Annotated in this window: 26 protein-coding genes; 5 read left to right on the top strand and 21 right to left on the bottom strand. The window is 49.9% G+C overall.

The genetic code is table 11. The features are described from left to right. Positions 1-12: 12 nt before the first annotated feature. The 5 genes from ABWH99_RS09380 to ABWH99_RS09360 form a co-directional block, all read right to left on the bottom strand. Complete coding sequence (locus ABWH99_RS09380; protein ID WP_375586018.1) at positions 13-1134, bottom strand: family 20 glycosylhydrolase; 1122 nt, start codon at positions 1132-1134, stop codon at positions 13-15. Positions 1135-1155: 21 nt separating this feature from the next. Further along, positions 1156-2361: a DUF5009 domain-containing protein gene (locus ABWH99_RS09375; RefSeq protein WP_375586017.1), complete on the bottom strand. Its 1206-nt coding sequence runs from the start codon at positions 2359-2361 to the stop codon at positions 1156-1158. A gap of 7 nt (positions 2362-2368) precedes the next feature. After that, positions 2369-2881: a phosphoheptose isomerase gene (locus ABWH99_RS09370; protein ID WP_375586016.1), complete on the bottom strand. Its 513-nt coding sequence runs from the start codon at positions 2879-2881 to the stop codon at positions 2369-2371. 75 nt (positions 2882-2956) lie between these two features. After that, positions 2957-3811: an ROK family protein gene (locus ABWH99_RS09365; RefSeq protein WP_375586015.1), complete on the bottom strand. Its 855-nt coding sequence runs from the start codon at positions 3809-3811 to the stop codon at positions 2957-2959. After that, positions 3808-5199, bottom strand: a complete 1392-nt coding sequence (locus ABWH99_RS09360) for a hypothetical protein (RefSeq protein ID WP_375586014.1) — start codon at positions 5197-5199, stop codon at positions 3808-3810. The genes ABWH99_RS09365 and ABWH99_RS09360 overlap by 4 nt, the downstream gene beginning before the upstream one ends. Positions 5200-5434: 235 nt before the next feature. Between ABWH99_RS09360 and ABWH99_RS09355 the strand changes: the two genes are divergently transcribed. Beyond that, positions 5435-5653 (top strand): PspC family transcriptional regulator, encoded by a 219-nt coding sequence (locus tag ABWH99_RS09355; RefSeq protein WP_375586013.1) that lies wholly within the window; start codon positions 5435-5437, stop codon positions 5651-5653. Here the strand turns inward: ABWH99_RS09355 and ABWH99_RS09350 are convergent. Together ABWH99_RS09350 and ABWH99_RS09345 are read right to left on the bottom strand one after the other, a co-directional pair. Further along, positions 5650-6660: a glycosyltransferase family 2 protein gene (locus ABWH99_RS09350; protein ID WP_375586012.1), complete on the bottom strand. Its 1011-nt coding sequence runs from the start codon at positions 6658-6660 to the stop codon at positions 5650-5652. The two genes, ABWH99_RS09355 and ABWH99_RS09350, sit on opposite strands and share 4 nt — an antisense overlap. Next, positions 6660-6992 carry a YbaB/EbfC family nucleoid-associated protein gene (locus ABWH99_RS09345; protein WP_375586011.1) on the bottom strand — a complete coding sequence of 111 codons (333 nt, stop codon included), beginning with the start codon at positions 6990-6992 and terminating at the stop codon, positions 6660-6662. The genes ABWH99_RS09350 and ABWH99_RS09345 overlap by 1 nt, the downstream gene beginning before the upstream one ends. Positions 6993-7209: 217 nt before the next feature. On the opposite strand from ABWH99_RS09345, the gene ABWH99_RS09340 reads away from it, so the two are divergent. Then, a complete protein-coding gene (locus ABWH99_RS09340) occupies positions 7210-7503 on the top strand; it encodes a hypothetical protein (protein WP_375586010.1) in 294 nt (97 codons plus the stop codon). 13 nt (positions 7504-7516) lie between these two features. Here ABWH99_RS09340 and hisS read toward each other — a convergent pair whose 3' ends face one another. Next, entirely contained in the window at positions 7517-8890 is a 1374-nt protein-coding gene (gene hisS, locus ABWH99_RS09335) for a histidine--tRNA ligase (protein ID WP_375586009.1), read from the bottom strand. Between the two features lie 165 nt (positions 8891-9055). On the opposite strand from hisS, the gene ABWH99_RS09330 reads away from it, so the two are divergent. Further along, positions 9056-9202, top strand: a complete 147-nt coding sequence (locus tag ABWH99_RS09330; RefSeq protein ID WP_375586008.1) for a hypothetical protein — start codon at positions 9056-9058, stop codon at positions 9200-9202. 36 nt (positions 9203-9238) lie between these two features. On the opposite strand, the gene ABWH99_RS09325 is transcribed toward ABWH99_RS09330, so the two are convergent. Beyond that, positions 9239-9739, bottom strand: coding sequence for a metallophosphoesterase family protein (locus ABWH99_RS09325; RefSeq protein WP_375586007.1), 501 nt, complete (start codon positions 9737-9739; stop codon positions 9239-9241). Between the two features lie 207 nt (positions 9740-9946). Here ABWH99_RS09325 and ABWH99_RS09320 point away from each other — a divergent pair, with 207 nt between their 5' ends. Both ABWH99_RS09320 and ABWH99_RS09315 read left to right on the top strand, forming a co-directional pair. Then, positions 9947-10927 (top strand): pyruvate dehydrogenase complex E1 component subunit beta, encoded by a 981-nt coding sequence (locus tag ABWH99_RS09320; protein ID WP_375586006.1) that lies wholly within the window; start codon positions 9947-9949, stop codon positions 10925-10927. 210 nt (positions 10928-11137) lie between these two features. Further along, positions 11138-11668, top strand: coding sequence for a hypothetical protein (locus ABWH99_RS09315; protein ID WP_375586005.1), 531 nt, complete (start codon positions 11138-11140; stop codon positions 11666-11668). 312 nt (positions 11669-11980) lie between these two features. Here the strand turns inward: ABWH99_RS09315 and ABWH99_RS09310 are convergent, their stop codons facing one another. The 12 genes from ABWH99_RS09310 to ABWH99_RS09255 all read right to left on the bottom strand — a co-directional run bounded on the left by ABWH99_RS09310 (position 11981) and on the right by ABWH99_RS09255 (position 24928). Continuing rightward, positions 11981-12565 (bottom strand): hypothetical protein, encoded by a 585-nt coding sequence (locus ABWH99_RS09310; protein WP_375586004.1) that lies wholly within the window; start codon positions 12563-12565, stop codon positions 11981-11983. A gap of 180 nt (positions 12566-12745) precedes the next feature. Beyond that, entirely contained in the window at positions 12746-13579 is an 834-nt protein-coding gene (locus ABWH99_RS09305; protein ID WP_375586003.1) for a metallophosphoesterase, read from the bottom strand. Positions 13580-13937: 358 nt separating this feature from the next. Beyond that, entirely contained in the window at positions 13938-15062 is a 1125-nt protein-coding gene (gene dnaN, locus ABWH99_RS09300; RefSeq protein ID WP_375586002.1) for a DNA polymerase III subunit beta, read from the bottom strand. Between the two features lie 239 nt (positions 15063-15301). After that, entirely contained in the window at positions 15302-16990 is a 1689-nt protein-coding gene (gldG, locus tag ABWH99_RS09295; protein ID WP_375586001.1) for a gliding motility-associated ABC transporter substrate-binding protein GldG, read from the bottom strand. Continuing rightward, on the bottom strand, positions 16983-17705 hold the full coding sequence (gene gldF, locus ABWH99_RS09290; RefSeq protein ID WP_375586000.1) for a gliding motility-associated ABC transporter permease subunit GldF: 723 nt from the start codon (positions 17703-17705) through the stop codon (positions 16983-16985). Before gldF ends, gldG begins: the two co-directional genes overlap by 8 nt. 4 nt (positions 17706-17709) lie before the next feature. Further along, on the bottom strand, positions 17710-18618 hold the full coding sequence (locus ABWH99_RS09285) for an ATP-binding cassette domain-containing protein (RefSeq protein WP_375585999.1): 909 nt from the start codon (positions 18616-18618) through the stop codon (positions 17710-17712). Between the two features lie 250 nt (positions 18619-18868). Beyond that, positions 18869-20068: a phosphoglycerate kinase gene (locus ABWH99_RS09280; RefSeq protein WP_375585998.1), complete on the bottom strand. Its 1200-nt coding sequence runs from the start codon at positions 20066-20068 to the stop codon at positions 18869-18871. A 37-nt stretch (positions 20069-20105) separates the two neighbouring features. Next, entirely contained in the window at positions 20106-21068 is a 963-nt protein-coding gene (locus ABWH99_RS09275; RefSeq protein ID WP_375585997.1) for an L-threonylcarbamoyladenylate synthase, read from the bottom strand. Continuing rightward, entirely contained in the window at positions 21068-21781 is a 714-nt protein-coding gene (locus ABWH99_RS09270) for a tetratricopeptide repeat protein (RefSeq protein WP_375585996.1), read from the bottom strand. Before ABWH99_RS09270 ends, ABWH99_RS09275 begins: the two co-directional genes overlap by 1 nt. Before the next feature lie 85 nt (positions 21782-21866). Beyond that, positions 21867-22418: an NUDIX hydrolase gene (locus ABWH99_RS09265; RefSeq protein ID WP_375585995.1), complete on the bottom strand. Its 552-nt coding sequence runs from the start codon at positions 22416-22418 to the stop codon at positions 21867-21869. A 3-nt stretch (positions 22419-22421) separates the two neighbouring features. Continuing rightward, entirely contained in the window at positions 22422-23009 is a 588-nt protein-coding gene (locus ABWH99_RS09260) for a hypothetical protein (RefSeq protein WP_375585994.1), read from the bottom strand. Then, positions 23006-24928 (bottom strand): ATP-dependent DNA helicase RecQ, encoded by a 1923-nt coding sequence (locus tag ABWH99_RS09255; RefSeq protein ID WP_375585993.1) that lies wholly within the window; start codon positions 24926-24928, stop codon positions 23006-23008. Before ABWH99_RS09255 ends, ABWH99_RS09260 begins: the two co-directional genes overlap by 4 nt. Positions 24929-24955: the final 27 nt, after the last annotated feature.

Below are 24955 nucleotides of genomic sequence, written 5' to 3'. Positions count from 1 at the left end.
GTAAGAAAAGCGCTAATTTTTTCCGAACATGCGAACAAAGGTCACCCAGGGCTCTTCCTGTACCTCCTCAGCGGGGGTATCTGAAGCCATGTACCGGGTATAGCCCTCCATAAATGCAGCCGCCCCCGACCAGACGGTTAACATCACCCCCTGAAACCGGTTCTTCAACTCCGGCGTTTGGTAGGTTCGGTAGCGGAGCATGTCTTCTACCTGCATCTCAGCCACCTCAGGCTTTCGCCAGGAACAACTGATCACATCAAAGCCTTTCAGGGCAAACAACACCGGCATCTGATCCGGGCGCTCGTAATGCCAATCACAGATGACCACATCTTTGGGGATCAGGTCAATGGCCCGGTGCGTGGAGTTCATGCTCGCCTCCCACATGCCGATTCCCGTGGTTTTGCCATCGATCAGCCGGTCACCCCATATCCAAAGCCGGGTATCCGTCTGCCGCAGGTGATTGCGTATGCGGGTAACTTCTCCGGCGAACAGCTCGGCCTTATCCCTTCCGCTGCAGCGGGGACAGCGGTCGTCTCCTATATAGAAGACCTCGTCCATCCCTGCATGAAAGGCATCCGTTTCGAATACCTCCACAATCTCATCGACCAGGTCAAACACGACCCCGTGCACCTCCGGATGCAGCGGGCAATAACTCTTGCAGTACAGTCCATCCGGATTCGGCCATTCGTATTCCTCCGGAAGCTGCACGTGGGGGGTTTCGTCAAATTCGGGATATACCGTCAACAGATTACCGAGGCTGGATGCCCAGGATTGATGCCCCAACAAATTGATCTGAGGAATCAGTTTGATTTCGTGCCGGTCGGCCGCTGCCACCAGTTTTTTTACTTCGGTTTTCGATAGCACTTCCTCATCGCGTAATTCCGGATGCGATTCGTAGGCATAATTGAAATCCACCCGCAATAGCAAGGTATTGACGCCTCGCGGTGCCAGTACTTCCTCCATGAAACTGACAAAGGAATCCACCTCGCCCGTTTGAGGAGCGGCGATGGCAAGTCCACGAATGGGCAGGCTCGTTGCATTGGTTGACTGCCGGGCCAGCAAGGATCCGGGAAGAAAACAAAACAGGCCGATACAGGCGAATGCGGTAGCGAATGGAAGGATCAATTGCCTCATCGTATATACATTTGATACATGTTAAATTTTTAAACGTACGCGTCTTCGTTCCAGAAATCCGGTAAGCTGTATAATGAGCCAGGCATACAGCAGGGATTTCAGGATTCCCGGCAGTCCCGTCCGCAATACTTCCGGCAAAACCAGCCCCGTCATGGCCAACAACCCGTAGTGAATGTAAGGAAGCAAATAACAGGTAAGCGTACTGGTCCCGGCCGCCCGGATTCCGTCAAACCAGTGCTTTTTCCTATGCTTTTCAACGAGGACAACCAACAAGCCGAAAACGGCCATGCTGATGGCGATACAGATGAGTACCCAGGACGGAGAGGAACCGATCTTATGGATGCCCCACAATGGCCTACTCGCCAACCCAAGGAAGAGTGCGGTCACTGCCAGGCCGGACAGCAGCCACCAGAACCGATCCTCCCTGCCTTTTTTAAAATGGTCTCGATAAAACCCAGTTACCAACATACCTGCCAATGCCAGTGCAGGCGTTGCCCCGTCGTCAATGAGCCAGATATAGGGTTTGATCGGCAGTAAAAACCCGAGCATTCCCAACTTTGCCAGGACACTGAAGCCCATACAGAGCAAAAATGCGAGGCCGATCCAAACCTGTCTTCCTCTGGTCGCAAGGTAAACAAGGGATCCAATCAGGTAGGCCCAGCCAATCAATCCCAATATTCCCCACCAGTAAAATCCCATCCAAATCGGTGCCTCGGGTGTGCCCCCCTCATAGGTAGCCGCCAGTAAAACCAACAGACCCCAGCCCAGCGTTTTTCCGACCCATTTTCTCGGTTTTTTCTCCGGTTCTTTGGGGTAATCCAACCAGATGAGAAAAAAGGACAGGGTCAGCAGCAGCTGCCAAAGCTGCTTGGAAAAGAGGGCCCCTTCGGCCTGATATGACTCTAGATTGACATGAAAAACCCCCATAATGAGCAATGCCAGGGACCGACTTAGCACATGTAATAAAATTTGATGGGTTCGTTCACCTTTTTTCCAGCGGTTGTTGATAGCCAGGGGAATGGACAAACCCACAATAAACAAAAAAGCGGGAAAAACCACGTCAGACAGCCCCATGCCATCGACTCCGGCGGGCACGTGAGGCAGCCACTCGGGCACCCCACGGAGGGTCCAAAGATCGTTGACAAAGATCATCAACATCATTGTTAGCGCCCGGAAAACATCGATCGCGTGGTTCCGGTCGTTCCGGGGTACAGCAGTGGCCGCCATTTAGCGCTTATTCTCTTGCAAAATCATCCTGTACCCGCACTATATCCGTTTCGTCCGAAGGGTTTTCCGGATCGGTGTGCATCCATATTTCAGCCACAATGGCCCAGCGATCCAGTCCCAGCAGGCGGTGCCTTTCCCCTTGCTCCAGGCGGATGACCTCGCCAATTTTCAACGTCTTTGGTTCACCTTCTTTGTCGGTGCTACTGGTGATGATTCCTCCATCGCCGGCGATAAGTTTCCAGATTTCAGCCCGGCGATGGTGGTACTGCCAGGACAGGCGTTTCCCCGGTCCGGCAAGTAGTATTTTTGGACTCAGCTTATTTTTAAGCTGTGCTTCGGTAAACTGCACTTCCGGAAAAAACTGTTCCCGGAATGCCCCGATCTGATCTTCGTCAATGACAAAAAAACCACCCCAGGGTCGGGTTTCGTCCCGACTGACGATCCGGTAGTTAAACCCATCCAACCACTCACCCACCTGCTTAAAAATGACATCTTTTGATACTTCTTTTGATACATTCATACTGACTGCGGTAAATTTTAAAAAACTACTTTTAACAATTTCAAATAAAATTTTCTTAAGATACTAAATTTTTTTTCAGATACCACGATGAATACTTGCCGCGCCGATCATCGCGGCTTTTTCACCAAGCTGGCTGATGCGAATAGCCAATTGCAAGCCCCTTTCGTCGATTAGCTCTCTGACCCGGGGGAGAAAGTGATCCGCTGCTTTCACCATGTTACCGCCCAGCACTACGCCGTCAAGTTCCCGGATTTTCGCCTGCATTTCGATTAGATCCGCTAAATTCCCCGCAAAAATCGCCAGCATTTCCAGGGTCTCTGCGCGTGTCTCCTCTGCTTCCAGCAGTGGCTTTAATCCGATCCCTGTCTGACCAAATCGCTCCTTCGCCCATCGAGAAAAAAAGGAAGTACTTAAATAGTCTTCCGCAATGCCCTCCTTAAAGGGGATGGACCAAAGTGCGCCGTCTTCGGCTAGCTCCCCGGATTTAAATGCCCCGCCGAGACCGGTACCAAAGGTCAGTCCCATGAGTCGCTCCTCCTTTTTCCAACCGGCTACCTGCGCTTCTCCCTGTAAAAAGGCGGCCGCATCGTTTATAAACCGAATGTTCCCGGACGGTAATCCCAATCGATCCGCGAGTTCTTCCTTCACATTCACTTCGTAAAGGGCCTGGTATTTGCCCTGTTCCACCATGAGTGAGATTCCTCTTTCGTAGTCAAAGGGAGCCGGCATGGCGATACCCAGCAAGCTAGTGGCTGAAGGCTTCAAACTTCCGATGCAGTCTGCCCAGGCGGATAAAATTTCCTCCTTAACGGCATGCGAGTTGACTGGCTGCCGCACCAGCTGCCGGTTGGGAATGTCTTTTCCATCTGCCGTTACCAACCCGGCACTTATATGGGATCCTCCGATATCAATTCCCAGGTACTGCCTCATTTCTCCTCAGCTTTTGTGCCCCGCAGCACTTCTTTAAACCCTTCCCGGTCGTGATACTGAAAAAACTCCCGGTCCGAAGGTGCCCGGCGTTTTAGAAAATCATTTCTCTCCAGGGCCTTTCCCAGATTTTCATATAGTTTGGCCTCCTCACCGTTTCGTGCGGCGATTAGCGCCAGGCCGTAAAATGGATACCCATTCGACCTGTTTTGAATGGCGCTTTCTTCAAACTTAATGGTGGCATTGTAATAATCCTTGGCAAGGAAATTGGCTAGCCCATGATTGAAAAGGTTGATAGGGTCCGCAGCGGCTTTATTGAGGTGAATGGATGCCAGCCGGTAATCTCCGTTAAATATGGAAACCGCACCCAATGCCCCCTCGTATATTTCCCGTAATGCGTCCGATTCGGTGAGTGCCAGGGCACGGTAAAAATTCGTATAGGCGCTAAATTTATCGCCCCAAAGCCAAAAAACGACCCCCAGGTTGTATACCGCAACCGGGTTCTCAAAAAAAGCATTGGATCGGTTGAGAGAAAATAGCGCATTTTCCAGCAACTGGTTTCGTTCCCGTACCGATTGCGTTCGCTGTGCACGGTTCAGAAAAACCATTCCCAGGTTGCTGTAAACCCAGGGACTGGGGTACACCTTTTCCATGGCCAGCAGTAACTGCTCTTGTTCCTTCCATCCGGGTTCCCGGCTTACCGCGTGGGCTAGTTCCCGCTCACTGAGTGTATCTGCGGGCACGCTTCCCTGCCGAATGCCTCGAGCCAAAATGGAAAGCTGCATGTCCGAAACGGGAAGCGAAGCCTCGGGTTGCCGACGGATCTCACGTTCAAAGCGCCTCAGCACCTCCCGGTTTATTTCCGGATAATGGGGCAGCCCATTCATTTTCCGCTTTTTGTAACTGTAGTCACCGGGGCCTTTCAAAATCTCAAGAAAAGGGTTTTTTTCGGTAAAAGGTAAATTGCTGTATGCCGACAGGCGGTCCTCCAGTTCTTTCCAGCCGCGGATCCCCATTCCGGCTTTTTCGAGAGAATCCGGAGGGAGCCACGTTCCCAAAACAGGAATTTTTTCCTCTCCCCGGTATTGCCCGATCTGCGAGAGAGAGGCCGTTGTGAGGATGCCATGTGCAAGCACCTCTTCGGTAGCCAGCACCGGGAGATCTTTTCGTCCCTTCCTGATTTCGGTGATCACCTGCAAGTCGCCCTTTTCCATCCCCTCGGAAAAAGGCATGCTGAAGGCTCCTTCCAAAACCACCGGCGCATAAGGGTCCAGGGTATCGCCACGCACCTCCAATTTCTTGTCAAAACGAAGTACCTCCGAACCAAAAGCAAACGTAGGCGTTAAGGAATACCTTTCGTTTCTGGATAGCAGGGAATTTGGTAACTCCACGCGTATCGTAAAACGGACGGAATCTCCCAACCTCTCGAGTACTTTGGGTGCGATAAAAATTTTTTGGTTATCGGCTTTTTTTATAACTTGGCCTTTGTTACACGAACACAGTACCAAAACAGCAAATAAACCTAAAGTAGTACTCAATTTTTTTGCAACAATCATAGGGCAATCCGGTTATTATCAGTAAGTTGTTTGTCTTAAGATGTTCCGTATGGTTAAATAGGTTAAAAGGATGGAAAAGATCAAATTATTCTTTCAAGGCAGCGCATTTGGCGTTTGCTCAAAATTAGGAGAAAAACTTCATTTCCCAATTGACAGCATCCGGTTGTTTTTTATTTACAGCTCCTTCATCACGCTGGGCTCTCCCATCATTCTGTATGTAAGCATGGCCATGTTGATGAAGCTCCGGACCTATTTCCGAAGAATGAACAATCCCATTCTTTTTGATTAGGTAAGGGAGGAGAAATACCGTTTTCCGAGCAAGTAATAGGAAACGATCAGCGAGTAGGGTTGGGTTGATGACTCCGAAAGTACCCTGTTTACCCGAATGGTGCTTCCGGGCGCCTTTTGGTTGCGGTCTTTCAAAAAGTCGAGGTAAGCCCGGCATACCGCCTTGCCTTGTTCCGAGCCAGTTCCGAGCCAAAGGTGCAACGCCGCCGCGGTGTCCAGCAAAACGCGGAAGCAAAACACAAGCCAAAAACTGCCTGACTTCAGGTTGCTATACAGCATAAAAAGACTATTCCGAAAGTTCAGGTACGTTTTAAATGGATTGGTGGCCGCCAGGGTACCGCCGCCGAGGTGATACACACGGGTGTCGCTGCAATGGTGAATTTGAAAGCCGGCGTTTCTCAAGCGCCAGCAAAGGTCTATCTCCTCCATGTGCGAAAAATAATTCGGATTAAATCCGCCAAATTCGTGAAATAGCTCCGCCCGAATGCAAAAGCAAGCGCCGGATGCCCAATCGATCGGCTGGGATCGATCGTATTGCTGCTTGTCCTTTTCCAGGGTATGCAGCATGCGCCCCCTGCAATACGGGTATCCCAGGCGGTCCAGGTAGCCGCCGGCACCGCCGGCATAATCAAAATACCCGCTTTTTTTCAACGAAAGCACCTTAGGCTGACAGGCCGCGAGCACAGGTTTTCCTTCCATGTAGTTTACCAGCGCTTCGTCCCAGCCCTGCACTACTTCCACGTCTGAATTCAAGAGCAGGTAGTACTCAAATTCTCCCTGAAGGCTTTGTAGGCCCAGGTTATACCCCTTGCTATAGCCGTGATTTTCACCCAAGAGCAGCAAGCGAATTTCCGGAAAATGTACTGTCAGGTAGTCAATGGACCCGTCCGTACTCCCGTTGTCCACCACAATTATCTCGAAAAGCGAACGATGAACCACCTGGGAAAGGTAGGTTCTGAGCATGCCTTTCCCATTAAAATTCAGAATGACAACGGCGGCTTTCTTCATCAGACCATGTTGCCAAAATCCATTCCCGGGATATTGGGCATCATCCCGGCGGTGGCCGAACTCATTTTTTCTTTGATTTTCAAATCGATATTTTCGAGGGCTTTGTTCGTGGCGCCGACAATCAGGTCTTTCATCATGTCCTTATCTTTTTCGTTTACCAGCGAACCGTCGATATCGATATCCAACACTTTGCGCTGCCCATTGACGACCACCTTCACCATTCCGGCACCTGCCTCACCCTCAGCCCGTAAGTGAACAAGCTCCGCCTGAGTTTCCTTAATTTTTGCCTGCGCCTCTTTAACCTTGTTCATCAGGTTCATGAAATCCATCATAGGTTTTATAGTCTATAGTTAATGTCCATACAAATATAAGCGAATATCTAACCTTTGCGGCCAGGACTTGTTTGCACTTCTTTCACAAATTGTACACAAGCAGGGAGATACTTTTACGAAAGCAAGATTTTACCAATTATTAAACCTCTTTGAATCATTTTCCGTATGAAATAGCATTGAATCCTTTTTGTTTCAATCAAACCTAACTGACACCTTTATGAATACACTCGAAAAAGAAATCATCACCATTGAGAAAGAGCAAGTGCAGGCCCTGCGTTTTTCCGGCAAGGAAGTTGTCGTCGATCCTGAGGCAAAACGAATGCGCTTGCTTGAATTGCAGAAATCCCAGATACTGGGAAATATTGCCCGAAACAAAGTTTGGATCTACTTTCAGACTGCGGATGGAAACGCTTACCGGATCAATACCACGGTTTGGGCCGTGGGAGAACGTTTTATTTCCCTGAAAGGGGGCATTACCATCCCGATATCTTCCATTTTCAAAATCGATTGAGACGGAAAATCAGCTACCCTTCGAGCCGGGAAATGGCTTTTTCCAGGCTCAGGGTTTCCTGCTGACCGGTACCCATGTTCTTTAGACTCAAGGTATCACTGGCCAATTCCTCGGTTCCCAAAATGGCCACGTAGGGTATATTTTTTTTGTCGGCATAGGTGAATTGTTTTTTGATTTTGGCCAAATCCGGATAGACTTCAGCGGTAATGCCCGCTTTTCTGAAAGCCGCCAGGTAGCGGACGGCCTGCTTCCTTTCCTCAGCACCAAAATGGGCCAACATGACGCGTGTACCCTCGTTTTGGACCTCCGGGAATAGACCCAGCGCATCCAGCACGTCGTACAGGCGGTCCACCCCAAAGGAAAAACCAACCCCGGAAATACCGGGAAGTCCAAAAACACCCGTGAGGTTGTCGTAACGGCCACCACCGCTGACCGAGCCAATGCCCACACCGGCCACTTTCACCTCAAAAATGGCCCCGGTATAATAGGACAATCCCCGCGCCAGGACCGGGTCCAGTTTCAGGAAGCTGGTGTCCTCACCCAGATCGGAAAGAAAATCCAGGACTTCCCCAATTTCGTCCAGACCCCGGGTTCCCAATGCACTGTTCCCGAGGTATTCCCTTAAAAAATCCAGCCATTCCTCGTTGCCTCGTTCCGAATGCGCCAGAACCGGAGTCAGGGCAGCCAAGGCCGCCGGAGAAAAGCCTTGCTGGCGCAGTTCATCCACCACCCGTTCCTGACCGATTTTATCCAGCTTGTCGATTGCCACGCAAAGTTCTGTTTCTTTACCCGCCGCTCCGGCCACCTCCGCAATACCCGATAGTATTTTCCGGTTATTCAGGTGGATGCGGTAGTCGGTCAATCCAAAGGCAGCAAAAACCCGCTTGATCATGCCGATAATTTCCGCTTCGCAAATCAGGCTGTCCGTCCCAACCACATCGGCATCGCATTGGTAAAATTCGCGGTACCTGCCCTTTTGGGGCCGGTCTGCTCGCCATACTGGCTGCATCTGAAAGCGTTTGAAGGGGAAACTAATCTCGTTTTGATGCATCACCACGTACCGGGCAAAGGGAACCGTCAGGTCGTAGCGCAACCCCTTTTCCGCCAGCAGGGGGAGTACGCTGCCTTCCCCGGATTTAAACGCGGTATCGGTCACTTTTTTCAAAAACTCTCCGCTGTTCAACACCTTGAATAACAACTGATCGCCCTCCTCTCCGTACTTGCCCGTGAGCGTACTCAGGTTCTCCATGGCCGGCGTCTCCAGTTGCTCGTACCCAAACAGGCGGAAGGTATCCCGTATGGTAGTAAAAATAAAGTTTCGTCGGGCCATTTCAACCGGCCCAAAGTCCCTCATCCCCTTTGGTAGGCTTGGTTTTTGTTTGCTCATGCGTTGGAAATTTGCTCAAAGTTATAAAATTATACAGGATTGAAAGCCGGAAAAAGGGGTATATTTCACTCCCTTCAAAAACTTCCTTGCCCGAACCTGACAGTTTTTTCCAATAATTTCCTACCTTTGCCCTTCCAATTCAGAAAAACGTAAACAAAAAATACCATGGCTGTTACTACTTTAAAAAGAAAGTTACGGAGAAAGAGACAGGCACAGAACGCCAGAGTTTTGAAAATCAAGCAATTAAATGCCAAGCCCGTGATCAAAAACGTGGATATCGAAGCGATCAAAAAGGAATTCTCCGAAAAGTAAAAACCAAATAAACCCAGCAGCTGTTGGGTTTATTTTTTATAGTTTCCCGCGCCTTCCCAACTCCACTACCTGCAGATTTTTTATTTTTTGGTCCAATTCGAAGGTGAGTAAGGTTTTTACCTGATGAAATCCCTGATTGCCCAATGCCCCGGGGTTTAGATACAGGCAATTCAATTGCGAATCGTAGACCACCTTACAGATATGGGAATGCCCACAGACAAACAGGTCCGGTTTCAAGGCACGAATTTTTGTTTTGACCCCGGTCGCGTAGCGGGGAGGCTTTCCCCCGATATGTAACATGAGTACCTTTACCCCGCCGGTTTCAAAAAACAGTTCCTCCGGATACCGGCTCCTGACCTCCGTATCATCGATATTTCCGAATACAATACGCTGAAGCGGCCCCTTTGGCAGGGAGGCCAGTACCCGCGAATCGCCTACGTCTCCGGCATGCCATATTTCGTCTACGCGCGCCAGAATCCCCTGGGCCTTTTCGGGCAAATCCCCATGGGTATCGCTAATCAATGCTATTTTTTTCATGGTTTGCTGCTTATCGGTGTCCCATAACGCATCCGGAATTGCGCTTCCCAATGCAAGATTCGGTGAGAAAGCGGGCCTGGGTGGGCCCTACACTTCTTCTGCAAATAAAGGCAGAATCTTTTAATTAAACTTCCCGAATGATACATCCTGCTTGGTAATTGTAAGATTCCTTTCTATTTTTACGACGATAGAAAATTTTGCGACTAAATGAGAGAAATACAATTCAGAGATGCAATCAAGGAAGCCATGTCGGAAGAGATGAGACGCGACAAAAACGTGTTTCTGATGGGCGAAGAAGTAGCGGAATACAACGGTGCCTACAAGGCCAGCCAGGGAATGCTGGACGAGTTTGGCCCCGACCGCGTCATCGACACGCCTATCTCCGAGCTTGGTTTTTCGGGATTGGGTGTGGGTGCAGCCATGAATGGACTGCGGCCTATTATAGAGTTCATGACGTTTAACTTCTCCCTGGTAGCCATGGACCAGTTGGTCAATTCTTCGGCCAAAATGCTCGCCATGTCCGGCGGGCAATATAGCGTTCCGATCGTATTTCGGGGACCAACGGGCAACGCGGGACAGTTGGGAGCGACACACTCCTCAAATTTCGAAAATTGGTTTGCCAATACCCCAGGTTTAAAAGTAGTGGTTCCCTCCAACCCCTACGATGCCAAGGGCTTGTTAAAAGCTTCAATCCGGGATGAAAATCCGGTAATTTTTATGGAATCTGAATTGATGTACAGCGACAAAGGAGAGGTACCGGATAGCGAATACCTGCTACCCATAGGAGTCGCTGAAATCAAACGTAAAGGCGACGACGTCACGCTGGTTTCCTTCGGGAAAATGATGAAAGTAGCGTTTGAAGCCGCCGACGAACTGGCAAAAGAGGGCATCATGGCCGAAGTTATTGACTTGCGGACGGTGCGGCCCATTGATTATAAAACCGTACTCGAATCTGTTAAAAAGACCAACCGTTGTGTCATCGTGGAAGAGGCCAATCCGGTCGCCTCCATTTCCACCGACCTGGCCTATACCATACAGCGACATGCGTTTGATTACCTGGATGCACCGGTCATGCGGGTAAACTCCATGGACATTCCGTTGAGTTATTCCCCCACTTACATTGAGGCCACGCTACCCAATGCCAAACGCACCATCGATGCAGTGAAATCAGTCACCTATCAAAAATAGTAGCTACGAATTCGGATTGAGAAAGGCAGCCCAAACGGCTGCCTTTTTTTGTGTTTATAGAGTATTCAATAGTGGTTTCGTAAGAATATCGGATTTCTCCTGGCCAGAGGCCGATTTGGCTCGCTTTTGTCACGGTTTTTGCGCCAATTAAGCCGTAGGCCACCGAGCCTGCGTATGGAAAGAAATTGTTCAAATAAAAAAATATACGCTATGCTTAGTAGAAATCAATTATGGACCCTTGCGCTGCTTTTTCTGACGGCTTCTTGTTCGGGAGAGAAAGAAGATCGGTACATTTTCGAAACCGACCGGATAGTAGACACCGAATCCGGAGATACCTATTACGTAAAGAATCCCGACACCCTGACCGTAGTGAATATCGATGGAGTTGCGGAGCCGGTAACCGTGAGCAGTACTCCCTTTGCGGAAAGCAATCAATTGAAGCAAATGATGGATCGGTACGAGCAAAAGCTACAAGCCCGAAAAGATTCCGTACTGCAAGCGCAAAAAGCACAAATAAAAGAAAACAGGAAAGAACGCTACGCTGACTACAGCGACGATGAATTGATGAATCGCTTCAATGAATTGAAAGAGGAAGGAGCGCCTTTTGCGCAACAAATGGACATGATGGCCGAGCTGGTCCGGCGGGAGGTGGTATTGCAAATAGACCTTCCCGAAATCCTTGACATCGATCCGGAGGACATCGACATGGACATTGAGTACAGTCCCGACGAGAAAAGTTAAATGACCAAAGGCGCCCTTTACGGGCGCTTTTTTTTACCCTTACTTCTTACTACTGCCGATGGTCCGTACCCGGGAGCTCCTTCCCAAAAAAAAAAAGTATCACCTGCGGGCAGAAATCCGTTGCTTTGAAAGAACGGTCGGGGCTATACCCCAATAAGGTATCAAAAGGCCGATAAACCACTGGAAACAGGATGGGGCGATTCTTAGTCAACTTCCCACGGTAGCGTTGCGTACGGTTTTTGGAGTTTAAAAAACCGATAAGAGGACCAAAGTGAGTTTATCTCCGATCCGAAGGGTATCATTTTTTGGAACTTAGGAAGGTTGATCTAGTTGAACCACCAATTCAGTATTCAGGCCAGAAGCCAATCGTTGGGCCTGATCCAGCGATTTATCCCGGCGTTCGTACACAAAGGATAGCAGCGGAGAAGCCGCCGCTGAAAAAACCAAAACCCTGAACGCGAGGTGCTTGCCAGATAGCGTTGGGCTTATCCCATTGGGTTGATTTGTATGCATGCGCTCAATTGCGACCAATTCCACCCGCAAAATGGGGGGCAGCGTTTTCCAGGCTCCTTTTTTGAACCCGGCAATGCTCCAATAGTCTTTGTAGCGATTTGCCGTAAAATCGATGCGCGTGCCCCCGTAGGTGGACACAATGAGAAGTCCCAGGAGAATGGCTGCCGTTCCTACCACGAGGTTCCTTTCCATCGTGCCGCCAAGGCTGACAAACGAAGTACCAACCAGGGCGATCATACCGGTCAGGATAAGTAGCGACCCCAACAAGTGTGGGCCCGAAATCAGGTTTCGCCGTTTAAAATCGAAGGTAGGCAGGCTCACGTGCAGCGAGTGATTTGTGCAGCGAGTGCATTCGTACACATGCACAGGGACATCGGTAGGCACGATTTCCTGATTTTGGTGGCTGCATACCGGGCAGCTGTAGATTTTTCTTGCAGTATCGTCATATATATTTCTTTTTCGGTCAAAGGAAGATTTCCGACCGACAATCCGGCACCCATACCGGCACGTTTACTTGCGGGGCTACCCGTTCAAACATTGTCCGTGTACCGAACCCACGCGATTCTATTCAGGAAGTGCCTTCACAGAATCAACCTGCCTCAGGTCCAGGGGGACAAATCGATGATATACGATGTCCGCCGAAACCTGCCATATCCGAAAGCCCAATGGCCTCCCGTCAAAATTCTTGCTACTGGTCTCACCGCTTACCAATTGCATGTTTTCGTAGGTATTCGTCGTCAACTTGTGGGTATGGCCGGATAAATAGGCCACCACGTTGTTTTCCAGGAACAACTCCAACAATCGCTTTCGGGTCGGTAGGGGCAGGTTGTAGTAGTGTTCTTCTTCGTTCGGATCCTCTGTAAACAGGGGGTAATGTCCCAAAACGAACACCGGTCTACCGCTATCTCCCTGCCGCGCCAAGGTTTCTTCCACCCATGCGCTGTGTTTTTCCGATTCGCTTTCCACGGCCACCTTCCATAACTGCGTATTGGTAACCACGAAAGAGCAACGTTTGTGGTCAAATTGGTAATAATCCTCCCCGATCGTTTCCCGGTAGTACGCTAGGCTTGCGCTTGTGGGCGTATTGCCGACGTCATGGTTACCGGAAACGAGGTAGCTGGGCAGATCCAAGCCCTCTCGAACGGATTTAAAGTCGGCATAGGAACTGTCGGTGGCATCGTGAACCAAATCGCCACAAATCACTACAAAATCCACCTCCAGCTCATTGATTTGTTTGACGGCCTGTCTGAATGTCTGAAGATCGTGTTCGTAGCCACCCATCCCGAGCTGCGTATCGCACATTTGAACAAAGGCGAAAGGAGCCTGCCGTTGTTCGGAACAAGAGATCCCGGCAGGAAGCAAAGCAAGCAGGCAAAGAGCGTGTAGTAATCGTCGCATCGCATGGAATGGTTTAATAATGTCTGGAAAACGCACGGCTACCATCGCCTGGCAGACCCCATCTGCGGACACTGTATGTGACGGATAGGAAGTAGGCCTGCGGTAAATTGCGATTATATCCGTACAACCGTCCTCCTTTCACTGGATCACCGTCCTGGCAGGCCTCGGAAAGCTGTGTATCCCCGGAGAAAACCCGGGAATCCCAAAACGAAAAGACCTCCCCTGGACATTGTACGAAATAAACCTGCCGGACGAAGTAGGAATTTCTCCTGCATTAACCGCGGCGGCTGCTCCGAATAGCTGGCAGGTACACGGTACGGAGGCCGGATTTCCGGCATCAAATCCCCTAGGCGCCTGTTTACACGTAATTGCTAAGCATTACCGGCATGACCAGCATGAGGATATCCTCGTTTTCACTCATATCGGAGGGCAGGATCAGACCGGCCCGATTGGGGGCACTGAACTTCAGTGTTACTTCTTTTGCCGAAATGTTGTTTAGCATTTCCACCAGGAATTTGGCGTTAAACCCGATTTCAATGTCCTCGCCTTCGTGTTCACAGGATAGCCGTTCGTTCGCTTCGTTGGAAAAATCCAGATCTTCGGCAGAAATCTGAAGCTCGCTGCCTGTTAGTTTCAAGCGAACCTGGTGGGTGGTTTTGTTCGCATAAATGGCGATTCTCCGCAACGAGCCTAAGAACTCCTGCCGGTTGATCACCATGTCGTTGTTGTTATCCACCGGAATGACATTTTCGTAATCCGGGAAACGCTCGTCGATCAACCGACAGATCATTTTGATGGTGTTGAACTTAAAGTACGCATTGCTGCTATTGAACTCCACGGTTACCGGCACGTTCTCGGCGGGAAGGGTAGTTTTCAGCAAGTTAAGGGCTTTTCGCGGCACAATGATACTGGCTGCTTCCGGAGAGGCGATGTCCACCCGTCGGTATCGGATAAGTCGGTGTCCGTCCGTAGCCACAAAGGTGGTATTGGTATCGCTGAGGTTGATGTACACCCCGGTCATGGCAGGCCGCAGTTCGTCGTTACTGGTGGCGAAGATGGTGTTTGCAATTGCGCTACTTAAGACCTCGGTCGACATTTCGACGGTAGTAGCGTTGGACACCCCGGGAATTCGGGGGAAATCCGTGGCATTTTCCCCGGCCAACTTGTATCGGCCATTATCGGAACTGATTTCGATGCTGTAGGTATCTTTGTCGATACTGAAGGTAACCGGTTGTTCGGGAAGGTTTTTGAGGGTTTCGATGAGTATTTTTGCAGGTACTGCGATATTGCCATCTTCTTTTGCCTCCACTTCTATTTCGGTAATCATGGACGTTTGCAGATCAGAAGCCGTCACCGTGAGTTTACTGTCCTTGATTTCAAAGAGAAAGTTTTCCAAAATCGGTACCACCGGATTGGTAGTCACTACCCCATTGATGGAAGACAGCTGCTTCAGTAGGGATGAAGAAGAAACAATAAATTTCATAGGTGTACAGTATTTATTAGGTCGGTCAATTGATTGCGCTGCTCTTCCGCTGTGTTACGGAAAAAACATCGGTAAAAAGAGAATTTCCGACAAACCAACCCTTGCCAGTGAGCAAATTCTGGTTCCACGGATGCATCCCATGTGTTTAACAGGGTAAAGTTATAAATAAAATCACAAAAGCCCTCATGGCGCTATGAATAGATGCCATAAAAATAGGTTCAAATTTTACAAGGCTACCGTTACCGGCCGTCCTTTTCGTACCGCCGTTTCTTAAAAATGTATTGCATCCAACCCATAAGGAATACCATTCCCACCGGCACTACCAGATTGATGGCCTGCCAAAACGTCCGTTGGCTACTGACCTTGCGTTTATTTAATGGCCGGATTTGAAACTGCTTCCGCTTCGATGCCATGATTCCATCCGGGTCGACCATAAAATTTACGGCATTTTGAAGAAATTCCCGATTTGCCATTTGATTTTCAGAGAAGGGGCTGATTCCCAGCGGTAAGGGCTGTTTTTCACTGGGGTCTACCCAACTTTTCACCAAGTCCGCATCACCCGCCACAAGTATTCGTCCGGTAGTGCCTTCGGAAATAAACAGTCCTGCATCAAATTCCTCCGGTACAAATCGATTTTTAAAATACGAGGTAAAGGTGCCTTCCAAAAGGTATACCAATGGCAGGTTTTGTAAGGTAAACGAGTCCATATCGGGGTCTTCGGCCATGTCTTCAAAGGCCACGCGCACGGGGGCACTCAGCTTTTTTGTAAAATTACTGCTAAATACCAGAGGCGTCTTTTTCACACCATCCGCCTTCACCGTGTCCAGGGTGCTTACAAATCGAAATTGAACCTGATCCAATCCCTTGGTAATGGGGTGATTGGCCATGTTTCCCGCGTGCACGTAGAAAGGCCATGGCAACGGGACGATTTGCGGCTGATTGCCAAAATCGCCAGCTACAACGGGATGGTACCCAAAATTCAAATCCTGAATCAAGTCACGGTTGATACGAATACCATACCGGAACAACATGTCGTCCAGCCCGGTATCAAAGGGCATGGCCACTGTCCCCCCTTCTCCGGCATCCTTCAGGTCTACCTGCAGCTGATCCACAAAAAACAACAGGTTTCCTCCATACATCAGATACTGGTCCAGGAGGTACTTCTCTCGCTCCCCATAAGCCGCCTTCGGGCCGGCTACCAACAATACCTCGAAGCTCAGCAAGTCTTCTACCGACTTTGCCTGATCAAAAGGTACCTTGTACACCTCGTAGTCCTCGTTCAGAGCTTCCACCATCCCAAACCCGTTATCGGCATCCATTTCCCCCTGACCGATGATGACTCCCACCGCAGGTTTGTTCTCGGTATACAATCGTTTCAATGCCTGGGCGATTTCGAACTCCAAATTCTCAATAGAAAGATTAAGAATCTCGTCCGGCCCCATTCCCATTTCTCCCTTTAATAACAGCACACCCAACTCGTAGCTGTCCGTACGAAGGACCACACCGGGAAATATCAGGCGGGAGGTTTGCGCCCCATTCTCTCTGCTGTAGAGGTTGGTGGGGTTGATCCCAAAGGCTGCAAGCTCCGCAATATAGGTTTCTCTGGACGCGGGATCCAGTTGTAGGGGGTCTCGGTAGGCGATTCGGATGTCTTCGTTGGCGTAATTTCGGAAGGTTTTGATGGTTTCTTCAATCCCTTTCTGAAAGCGCTTCATTCCGGGAGGCAAATCTCCATCCAGCAAAATATCCACCTCCAACGGTCCGTCCATAGTTTCAAGGATCTCCAGGGTTGCCTCCGAAAGGGAGTAGCGCCCTTCTTCGGTGAGGTCCAGACGAAACTTCCAGCGACTTGCAAGCAGGGCCAGGACCAGCCAGAGCAGGAGAAGGAAAACACTTCCAAGCAAGATGGTGCGGAGGCCTTTAGTCATTTCGTTCGATCAGCATCCAGGTTAAAACAAGCCATGTCAAAATCATGCCCAGAAAGTAAAACAAGTTTTCGGACACGATCACCCCTCTTCCCATTTGTTCAAAATGAAAACCAATACCGAGTTCTTCCAACAAAACCGCCGAGTCACCCGAGCTCAACGCTGCTAGGGCACCGACTCCACCATACAATAGAAAGCACAAAAACACCGCTATGACGAAGGCCATGATCTGATTGGAGGTAAGCGAAGAACTGAATAAGCCAATAGCAGCAAACAAGGCCGCCACCAGAAACAATCCAATGTAGGAGCCGAAAAAACCGGCACTGTCAATATTGCCTACGGGATCGCCCAGTTGAACCACACTGAAATAATAGACCAAGGTAGGCAGCAGCGCGAACAAGACCAGTAACAAAGCGGCCAGGTATTTTGCTAAAATAATGTGGTGGCTGCGAAGCGGAGAGGTTTTTAACAGCTCCCAGGTCCCTGTGCTTTTTTCTTCCGCCACCATGCCCATGGTGATGGCAGGTAATAAAAAGATAAACACAAAAGGAGTATAGGTAAAAAAGCTATCCAAATCGGCATACCCATAATCCAATACGCTGCTTCCCGGAAATACCCAAACAATCAAACCCAGTGCCACCAGAAAAATACTGGTAATCAGATAGGCCGAAAGATTGCTGAAAAACGCATTTATCTCCTTAAACAACAGACTTACCACGACGTTAATGTTGGGTTAGTTGATGAAATATAGATTCCAGATTGTTCTCCTGCTGCCGGATACTGACCAGGTTTATATTCCTTTCCTGTACCAACCGCATCAGTTCCAGCCGTAATGTTTTGGGATCCGGACAGGAAAAGACGCAGGTAGTCGGATTGGGTCGCAAAACCTTGGAAAATGACAAATCCTCCAGCCATTCAGGTGCCAGTGTTTCTTCGGACTCAAACACCAACTGATTTTCCCCTTGACCAGCCTTCAAGTGCTCCAGCAGGTCCTGTGCCACCACCCGTCCTTTGTGGATGATGACCACCTTGTCACACAATGCTTCCACCTCTTGCATGATATGGGTACTCAAAATGAGTGTCTTGTCCTGGCTCACGCTTTTGATCAATTGCCTGATTTCCACCAGCTGGTTGGGATCCAACCCGGAAGTCGGCTCGTCCAATACGATGATTTCCGGATCGTGTACCAGGCTTTTGGCCAGTCCTACCCGCTGCTTGAATCCTTTGGAAAGCAAGCCTATTTTCTTTTTGCTTTCCGGCATCAGGCCGCATTGCTCCATCACCGTCTGGACCCGGCGGCCCAGGTCACTGCCATTCAGCCGGTACATCCCTCCTACAAAACGTAGAAACTCAGCAATGTACATCTGGGGATACACGGGATTGTGTTCCGGCAAATACCCGATGAGCTTACTGCATATTTTCGGATGCCTGGCAACGGAAATTCCTTTTACCAACACCTCCCCTTCATCCGCCGTCAGGTAACCGGTCAGGATCTTCATCGTCGTCGACTTGCCGGCGCCATTGGGCCCCAGAAAACCAAGAACCTGGCCCGGCTTGGCCTGAAAACTCACCTCATGGAGAACCTGCTGCTGCCCGAACTTTTTAGATAGCTGATGGATTTCTATGGACATGAGAAGCTACAAATTTTAAGGTGAAGCCCATTTCCCAAACGATAAGAAAACGAAAGCAAAGCCTCTACGGCAAACCCTTCTCCCGCTGGAAACCTTCCGGTCAGCAGGAGTCTTTCAAGTGAACCGGATAGCCGGCTGCCCGGATACAGATGGGACAGCCGCTACATTTTTTCGGCACGCAGGCCCGGGAACAGTTGCCCGCAGCCCCGCTTCCTACCCCTCCGCTTCGGCGCGTCGACTGGACCGTTGCCTAGGGTTCCAACGCCTTGACCCCCGGCAAAATCTTTCCTTCCATCAATTCCAGCAAGGCACCTCCACCCGTAGAGACAAAGGATACCCGATCGCCATAGCCAAATTTGTTCACCGCAGCAGCCGAGTCTCCTCCTCCGATCAGGGTAAAGGCGCCTTTTTCGGTGGCTTCGACAACGGCCTCGGCAATGGCCCGGGTGCCTTTTTCAAAACTGGACATTTCGAATACGCCCATGGGACCGTTCCATAGCACGGTTTTCGACGCCCGGATGGCCTCCGCAAATTTTTCGCAACTTTCGGGCCCAATGTCCAGTCCCATCCAGCCGTCCGGTATCTGACCTCTTTTGGCCGTTCCCTGCTCCGCATCGTTGGCAAATGCCCTGGAAGTAACCGCGTCTTCTGGCAGCAGCAGGTTTACATTCAGTTTTTTGGCCTTTTCTACCAGTTGGAGTGCCAGGTCCATCTTATCTTCTTCCAGCAGCGAGTCGCCGATGGTTCCTCCCTGAGCTTTCGCAAAGGTATAGGACATGCCCCCTCCGATAATCAATGTATCCACCTTGTCCAGTAGCTTGTCGATCAGTAAAATCTTGTCGGATATCTTGGCCCCGCCCATAATGGCTGTAAACGGCCTTTCCGGCGCCTCCAGCACCTTTTCGGCATTTACCAATTCTGCCTGCATCAGGTAACCGGCCACTTTGTCATTGAAAAATTCGGCGACGATGGCCGTGGATGCATGTGCACGGTGCGCGGTTCCGAAGGCATCGTTTACGTAGATATCTCCCAAACCCGCCAATTTCCTGGCAAATTCCTTATCTCCTTTTTCTTCTTCCTTATGAAACCTGAGATTCTCCAATAGCAGCACCTCGCCAGGGTTCAGACTGGTGGCCAGCTGACTCGCTTCCGTTCCAATGCAATCCTTCGCAAAAGTGACCGACAGATCCAGGGCTTTGTTTAGCTCGGTTACAATGTGTTTTAAGGAGAACCTATCTTCCGGACCCGACTTTGGTCTGCCCAAATGCGACATCAGGATGACGGCACCCCCGTCATTCAAAATCTTCTTGATGGTAGGCAGGGCGGAAACAATACGCGTATCGTCAGTAATTGTAAATTTGTCATCCAGAGGGACATTAAAATCCACCCGAACCAGGGCTTTTTTACCTTTAAAATCAACATTATCGACTGTCTTGATTCTATTATTCATACGTTGTAGGTTTAACATTCACTCAAAAATAATCAATTTATTTGGCAGCTGCCCGTCGCAGCCGGTCATTTATGGCTTTTCCCAAATGAATTTCGGGCAATTCCTCCGCCAGAATCAGCTCCGCCTCGCTGGCATCCAGTAACCGCATGGAGGAAAACAGGTTCTTGGCGGCTTCGTCGTAATCTCCGGATGGACTCAAGGCCAGTTGCAGGGACCCTGGCAACTCAGAAAAGGTCCGGGTAAAGGACAGTACCGCAAATACGATTCCTTTTTGCCGGTAGGTATCCATCAATCCATCGAGTTCACCCAAAATTACGGGCTTTTTCGGTGCATAGTGACTTTTCAGCATGCCCGGAGATTTGGGATTGCTGCTGGATTGGGGCAGGATCAATACTTTTCCCACCGTTTGTTCCAGATCGGAAACGGATATGCCACCGAGGCGGTACACAATTACCTGCCCTTGTTCCATTCCCACGATGGTACTCTCCAGACCTACGTCGCAAACCCCTCCATCCAGAATGTACGGAATCTGCTGGCCCAGTTGATCCTGAACGTGGCTGGCCCGGGTAGGACTGATGTACCCAAAAGGATTGGCACTGGGGGCTGCCAGGGGAAAATCCAGGTGCTGAAGCAAACCCCGGGTAAGGGGGTGACGAGGAATACGTACGCCTACCGTATCCAATCCGCTGGTCACCAGATCGGAAATGACTGCTTTTTTAGGAAGCAATAAGGTCAGAGGGCCCGGCCAGAACCGATCGGCCAAACGTTCCAATTCTTCCGGTATTTCGTGAACATAGTCGTCTAACTGGCCCTTGTCACCCAGGTGCACGATCAGTGGGTCGAACTCCGGACGGTTTTTTGTCTTAAAAATTCGCAGGACCGCCTGCTCGTCCAAGGCATTGCCGGCCAGACCGTAAACGGTTTCGGTGGGAATGGCCACCAGCTCCCCGGCGGCCAATAACCGGGCCGCTTTGTCGATATCTTTTCCTATCTCGGCCATTATTCCTCGCAAAATTCATCCAGCCACTCCTTGGCCTGCGTATAGCCTAGAGACAAGGCCATTTTCAATTGCGTACAGCCCTTTTCCTTATTTCCGAGGGCACTCATCTCGGTGACTCCCAGCAGGTAATAGGCCGAGGCATTGCGCTGATCTTGCCGAATCACTTCGTTTAACGTAGCAATGGCGTTTAAAGGGTCGTTGTTGCCTAGTTGGGCTTTTGCCTTGTTGAACAGCACCGCTGGCTGTTCGGGATTTGCCTGCAAGGCCTTATCAAAATCAACCAGGGCATCTTCGTACATCTCCAGCCCCAATAGGGACAAGCCACGGTTGTAATAAATGTCTGATTGCCGAAAATCGAGCCCATTTGCACGGTTGTAGTCGATGAGTGCCTCCCGATAGGCCTGCTTTTCCATCCAGGCATTTCCACGATTAAAAAAGGGTTTGTAATTGAGAGAATCCAATTCTATGGATTTTGTAAACGAACCGATGGCCTGATCCCATTTTCCCTGTTCGAAAAATGCCACTCCCCGTACATTCCAGGCTGCCGCATGGCTGCTGTCTTTCGCTACCAGCCGGTCAAAGTGAGCGATGGATTCTTCGTATTTCTCTGCTTCCAGGGAGGTGATCCCTGCCTGAAAGAGCTCCTCCACCGAAGGTTGGCAGGAAGCCAGCAAAAGAAAAAGGAGCAGGTACGTGAAAAGGTAGTTGTGCATGTGAAAATTTTTGCCAAAGATACGAATTCCCCCGCGCAGAAACCGAATAAACCTCTTACAAAAACCGAGAGGAAATCGCCTCTCCTTATAATAGGATTTCCGACCGGCTGGTTTTTTCCAACATGCGCAGGATGGAGGAATCGTATTGGACGAGCTCTGCTGTCATGTCGAACCCCACCCAGGCCAGGTCCTTGCTCTCAGGGCTAATGAGCAGTGGCTCGTCCATCTCCGCTTCGATCAAAAACCGAACATCGTAGTGAAAATGCTGCGCATCGGTACCATGGGCAGGTATGAGGTGCACATCCAGATCAAAAATAAATCGGTCTACGAGTCGGAGGGAAGTCAGGCCACTTTCCTCACGGGCTTCGTTCATGGCTACCTCCAAAAGGTTTTGATTGTCGTCCGCATGGCCGCCAAGCTGCAGCCATTTTTGCAATTTCCTATGCAAGGTAAGGAGCGTGTGCGTTCGTCTTCGGTTCACGATCCAGGCCGAGGCGGTAAAATGCCCCTCCTCCCGTTGACGACTAAACGCCATGGGATCGTCAAGCAGCCGCAGAAAATCAGGAATCATCACCGTTTCTTCTTCGAATGGCGTCCTGTAGTTTCGTAAGTATTCCCTGAGTAGTTTGCTATCCATACACTAGTCTTGGTTGAATATTTCTTCCATAAAACGATCAAAAGGCAATGCCTTGTGGTACAGGCTATCCGCATATACCGTGACCAATACTTTGAGGTAGCTGGGAATATTGTTTACGTAAATTTTCTCGATACTGACGTTTCCAAAAAGCTGGTTGATCTTGCTTTTCAGATCGTTGGCTGAAAGCGGTGGTTTCAGGTAGCATTTCTCGGTCACCTTTACCTGCTCGTGGGTCTCTTCAATTTTTCTATCCAGGCTGACCCTACGGTACCCCAGGCCGGAAACCCCCTGCACCAGACCAAAAAACAGGTTGGAAAAGGTTTTTTCCGTAAGCGGGTCCTGGAAGGTCACCGCAAAGCCGTTGGCATAGGGGGACTGCAACACGTGCACTTCCGGTTGCATGTTCACTCCTGCCATTTTCAAATGGTAGTTGTCATAGATTTGCTTGACAAGCGCCCTTCCCTCCGGTGAAATCATCCAATGAGAAACACGGGTTTCTTCTTCCCCAGAAACCGTAAAGTTTTCCCTGATGGACACCTTACGGTCTTTATTGGGAAACAGTCCCCCCAGTAATTCATCGATAAATTTCATTTTAGTCGTATTTTTCCGTTCTCAGCGGTGTAAATGACCCCTGCGTCCTCCAGTTCGCGAAGCACCCCCACCGAGAAGTCATCGGGCTCCTCGCCACATTGAGCAAGCAGGACTTTCAAAGAGAACGCTTCTCCCCCTGCTAAGGTTTTGAGTATTTTACTTTCCAGCCGTTTATGGTGCTCCGAAAGGGCATTTTCCTTCTTCTTTTGAATACAGGTATCGCAAATCCCGCAGGTAAAATCATTCTTTTCCCCAAAATAATCTAAAATAAGGGAGGTACGGCAACTTTTTTCATTTTTTGCATAGGCGACCATTCGCGCGGCCTTTTCAGAAGCCTGCTCCCTGCGCTGCCCGATGCGCTTTTTATCCAACGGTAGTCTGCCTGCATCCAATCTTGGGGTCAGAAAGGTAACTTGTGGCTTGTCCTTCTTTGCGGTATACGCCGCCAATCCCAGTTCGTCCAGGCGCCGAAGCATGCCGACTACTTCCTTCTCCGGAAGGTTTAAGAGCTGACCGATTCGACCTTCCTGTATGCGAACGTAGTTGACAAAAAGCTCGCCACCGTACATTCTGAGAAGCAGTTTGATCAATGGATCCAGCCTGGCATAGGCAATTTGTGCTTCGTAAATTTTGGTCTGGGACACGAGAAAATGAAGCGAAGAAGGCATGAATACACTTTCAGAAAATAGCAGCAGGTCCACCTCCTGCAGCACTTTGATCGCATTGTAGGCCATTTTCATGTCCAGCGAATAAGTTTGTGTAAAGTTGCCGAAATCAAAATCAAAACTGCTCATCTCGGCACTCCCTACTGCCAGCCTGTAATAATTGGCCAGGCATTGGTACACCCGCTTGATCTGGTCTTCGGGCGGATACGCTTCCGCTGCACGTTGGGTTAGTTCCCGACAGTCTTGTTCCCGCACCAGTAATACTGCATAAGCCCGGATGCCGTCCCTGCCTGCCCTACCCGCTTCCTGGTAGTAGTGCTCCAGGCTCTCGGGTACATCCAAATGCACGACCAGCCGTACGTCCGGCTTATCGATCCCCATGCCAAATGCATTGGTCGCTACCATGACGCGTACCTTACCCTGAATCCAATCCTGTTGGCGTTGGGTTCTGACCGGCTGTTCCAGGCCGGCATGGTAAAAGGTGGCTGAAATCCCCAATTGCAGCAGGTGCTGCGCTGTTTCCTTGGTACCCTTTCGGGTTCGGTGGTACACAATGGCACTTCCCGGAACCTTCTGAAGAATTTCTACCGCCTTTTCCAGCTTATTCTCCACCCATCGGACCGCATAGGAAAGGTTTTTTCTGGCAAAAGACTGAACGAATACCTTACCCGGCCGCAGGGCAAGCTTCTCGGTAATGTCCTCCCGGACCGAAAGGGTGGCTGAAGCAGTAAGGGCCAGTACCGGCACACCGGGGAGAAGCTCGCGGATTTTCACAATCTCCAGGTACGAGGGACGAAAATCGTATCCCCACTGGGAAATGCAGTGGGCTTCGTCCACGGCGACCAGATTCACCTTCATCTGCTTGACCCGCTCAATGAATAGTTCGGTCTTTAACCGTTCCGGAGACAGGTACAAAAACTTATAGTCCCCATACACACAATTATCAAGTAAGGTGTCAATCTCTCTTTTTTGCATGCCCGAATGCACGGCGAGCGCTTTGATCCCCCGGTTTTTAAGCTGGTCCACCTGATCCTTCATCAGCGCTATCAGTGGACTGATTACCAAGCAAATACCAGGACGCATCAACGCCGGTACCTGGAAGCAGATGGATTTTCCCCCGCCGGTAGGCATCAGCGCCAACCCGTCATTTCCCTGCGCAGCGTGCAATACAATCTCTTCCTGCAAAGGCCGAAAATCAAGGTAGCCAAAATACCTCTTCAAGGTAGCCAGTGCAAGTGTTTTCAATTCATCCATTCCAAAACGGAGCTATGGTATGCCTGA

It is taken from the genome of Cyclobacterium xiamenense, assembly GCF_042140265.1.
Taxonomy (GTDB): domain Bacteria; phylum Bacteroidota; class Bacteroidia; order Cytophagales; family Cyclobacteriaceae; genus Cyclobacterium; species Cyclobacterium xiamenense_A.
Note: the sequence above shows the minus strand (reverse complement) of the source record. Positions and strands in the feature narration are given on the sequence as shown.

Coding starts and splice junctions, on each gene's coding strand:
- ABWH99_RS09380 (WP_375586018.1), bottom strand. CDS start 1,134: ATGAGGCAATTGATCCTTCCATTCGCTACCGCATTCGCCTGTATCGGC.
- ABWH99_RS09375 (WP_375586017.1), bottom strand. CDS start 2,361: ATGGCGGCCACTGCTGTACCCCGGAACGACCGGAACCACGCGATCGAT.
- ABWH99_RS09370 (WP_375586016.1), bottom strand. CDS start 2,881: ATGAATGTATCAAAAGAAGTATCAAAAGATGTCATTTTTAAGCAGGTG.
- ABWH99_RS09365 (WP_375586015.1), bottom strand. CDS start 3,811: ATGAGGCAGTACCTGGGAATTGATATCGGAGGATCCCATATAAGTGCC.
- ABWH99_RS09355 (WP_375586013.1), top strand. CDS start 5,435: ATGGAAAAGATCAAATTATTCTTTCAAGGCAGCGCATTTGGCGTTTGC.
- ABWH99_RS09350 (WP_375586012.1), bottom strand. CDS start 6,660: ATGAAGAAAGCCGCCGTTGTCATTCTGAATTTTAATGGGAAAGGCATG.
- ABWH99_RS09345 (WP_375586011.1), bottom strand. CDS start 6,992: ATGATGGATTTCATGAACCTGATGAACAAGGTTAAAGAGGCGCAGGCA.
- ABWH99_RS09340 (WP_375586010.1), top strand. CDS start 7,210: ATGAATACACTCGAAAAAGAAATCATCACCATTGAGAAAGAGCAAGTG.
- hisS (WP_375586009.1), bottom strand. CDS start 8,890: ATGAGCAAACAAAAACCAAGCCTACCAAAGGGGATGAGGGACTTTGGG.
- ABWH99_RS09330 (WP_375586008.1), top strand. CDS start 9,056: ATGGCTGTTACTACTTTAAAAAGAAAGTTACGGAGAAAGAGACAGGCA.
- ABWH99_RS09325 (WP_375586007.1), bottom strand. CDS start 9,739: ATGAAAAAAATAGCATTGATTAGCGATACCCATGGGGATTTGCCCGAA.
- ABWH99_RS09320 (WP_375586006.1), top strand. CDS start 9,947: ATGAGAGAAATACAATTCAGAGATGCAATCAAGGAAGCCATGTCGGAA.
- ABWH99_RS09315 (WP_375586005.1), top strand. CDS start 11,138: ATGCTTAGTAGAAATCAATTATGGACCCTTGCGCTGCTTTTTCTGACG.
- ABWH99_RS09305 (WP_375586003.1), bottom strand. CDS start 13,579: ATGCGACGATTACTACACGCTCTTTGCCTGCTTGCTTTGCTTCCTGCC.
- dnaN (WP_375586002.1), bottom strand. CDS start 15,062: ATGAAATTTATTGTTTCTTCTTCATCCCTACTGAAGCAGCTGTCTTCC.
- gldG (WP_375586001.1), bottom strand. CDS start 16,990: ATGACTAAAGGCCTCCGCACCATCTTGCTTGGAAGTGTTTTCCTTCTC.
- ABWH99_RS09285 (WP_375585999.1), bottom strand. CDS start 18,618: ATGTCCATAGAAATCCATCAGCTATCTAAAAAGTTCGGGCAGCAGCAG.
- ABWH99_RS09280 (WP_375585998.1), bottom strand. CDS start 20,068: ATGAATAATAGAATCAAGACAGTCGATAATGTTGATTTTAAAGGTAAA.
- ABWH99_RS09275 (WP_375585997.1), bottom strand. CDS start 21,068: ATGGCCGAGATAGGAAAAGATATCGACAAAGCGGCCCGGTTATTGGCC.
- ABWH99_RS09270 (WP_375585996.1), bottom strand. CDS start 21,781: ATGCACAACTACCTTTTCACGTACCTGCTCCTTTTTCTTTTGCTGGCT.
- ABWH99_RS09265 (WP_375585995.1), bottom strand. CDS start 22,418: ATGGATAGCAAACTACTCAGGGAATACTTACGAAACTACAGGACGCCA.
- ABWH99_RS09260 (WP_375585994.1), bottom strand. CDS start 23,009: ATGAAATTTATCGATGAATTACTGGGGGGACTGTTTCCCAATAAAGAC.
- ABWH99_RS09255 (WP_375585993.1), bottom strand. CDS start 24,928: ATGGATGAATTGAAAACACTTGCACTGGCTACCTTGAAGAGGTATTTT.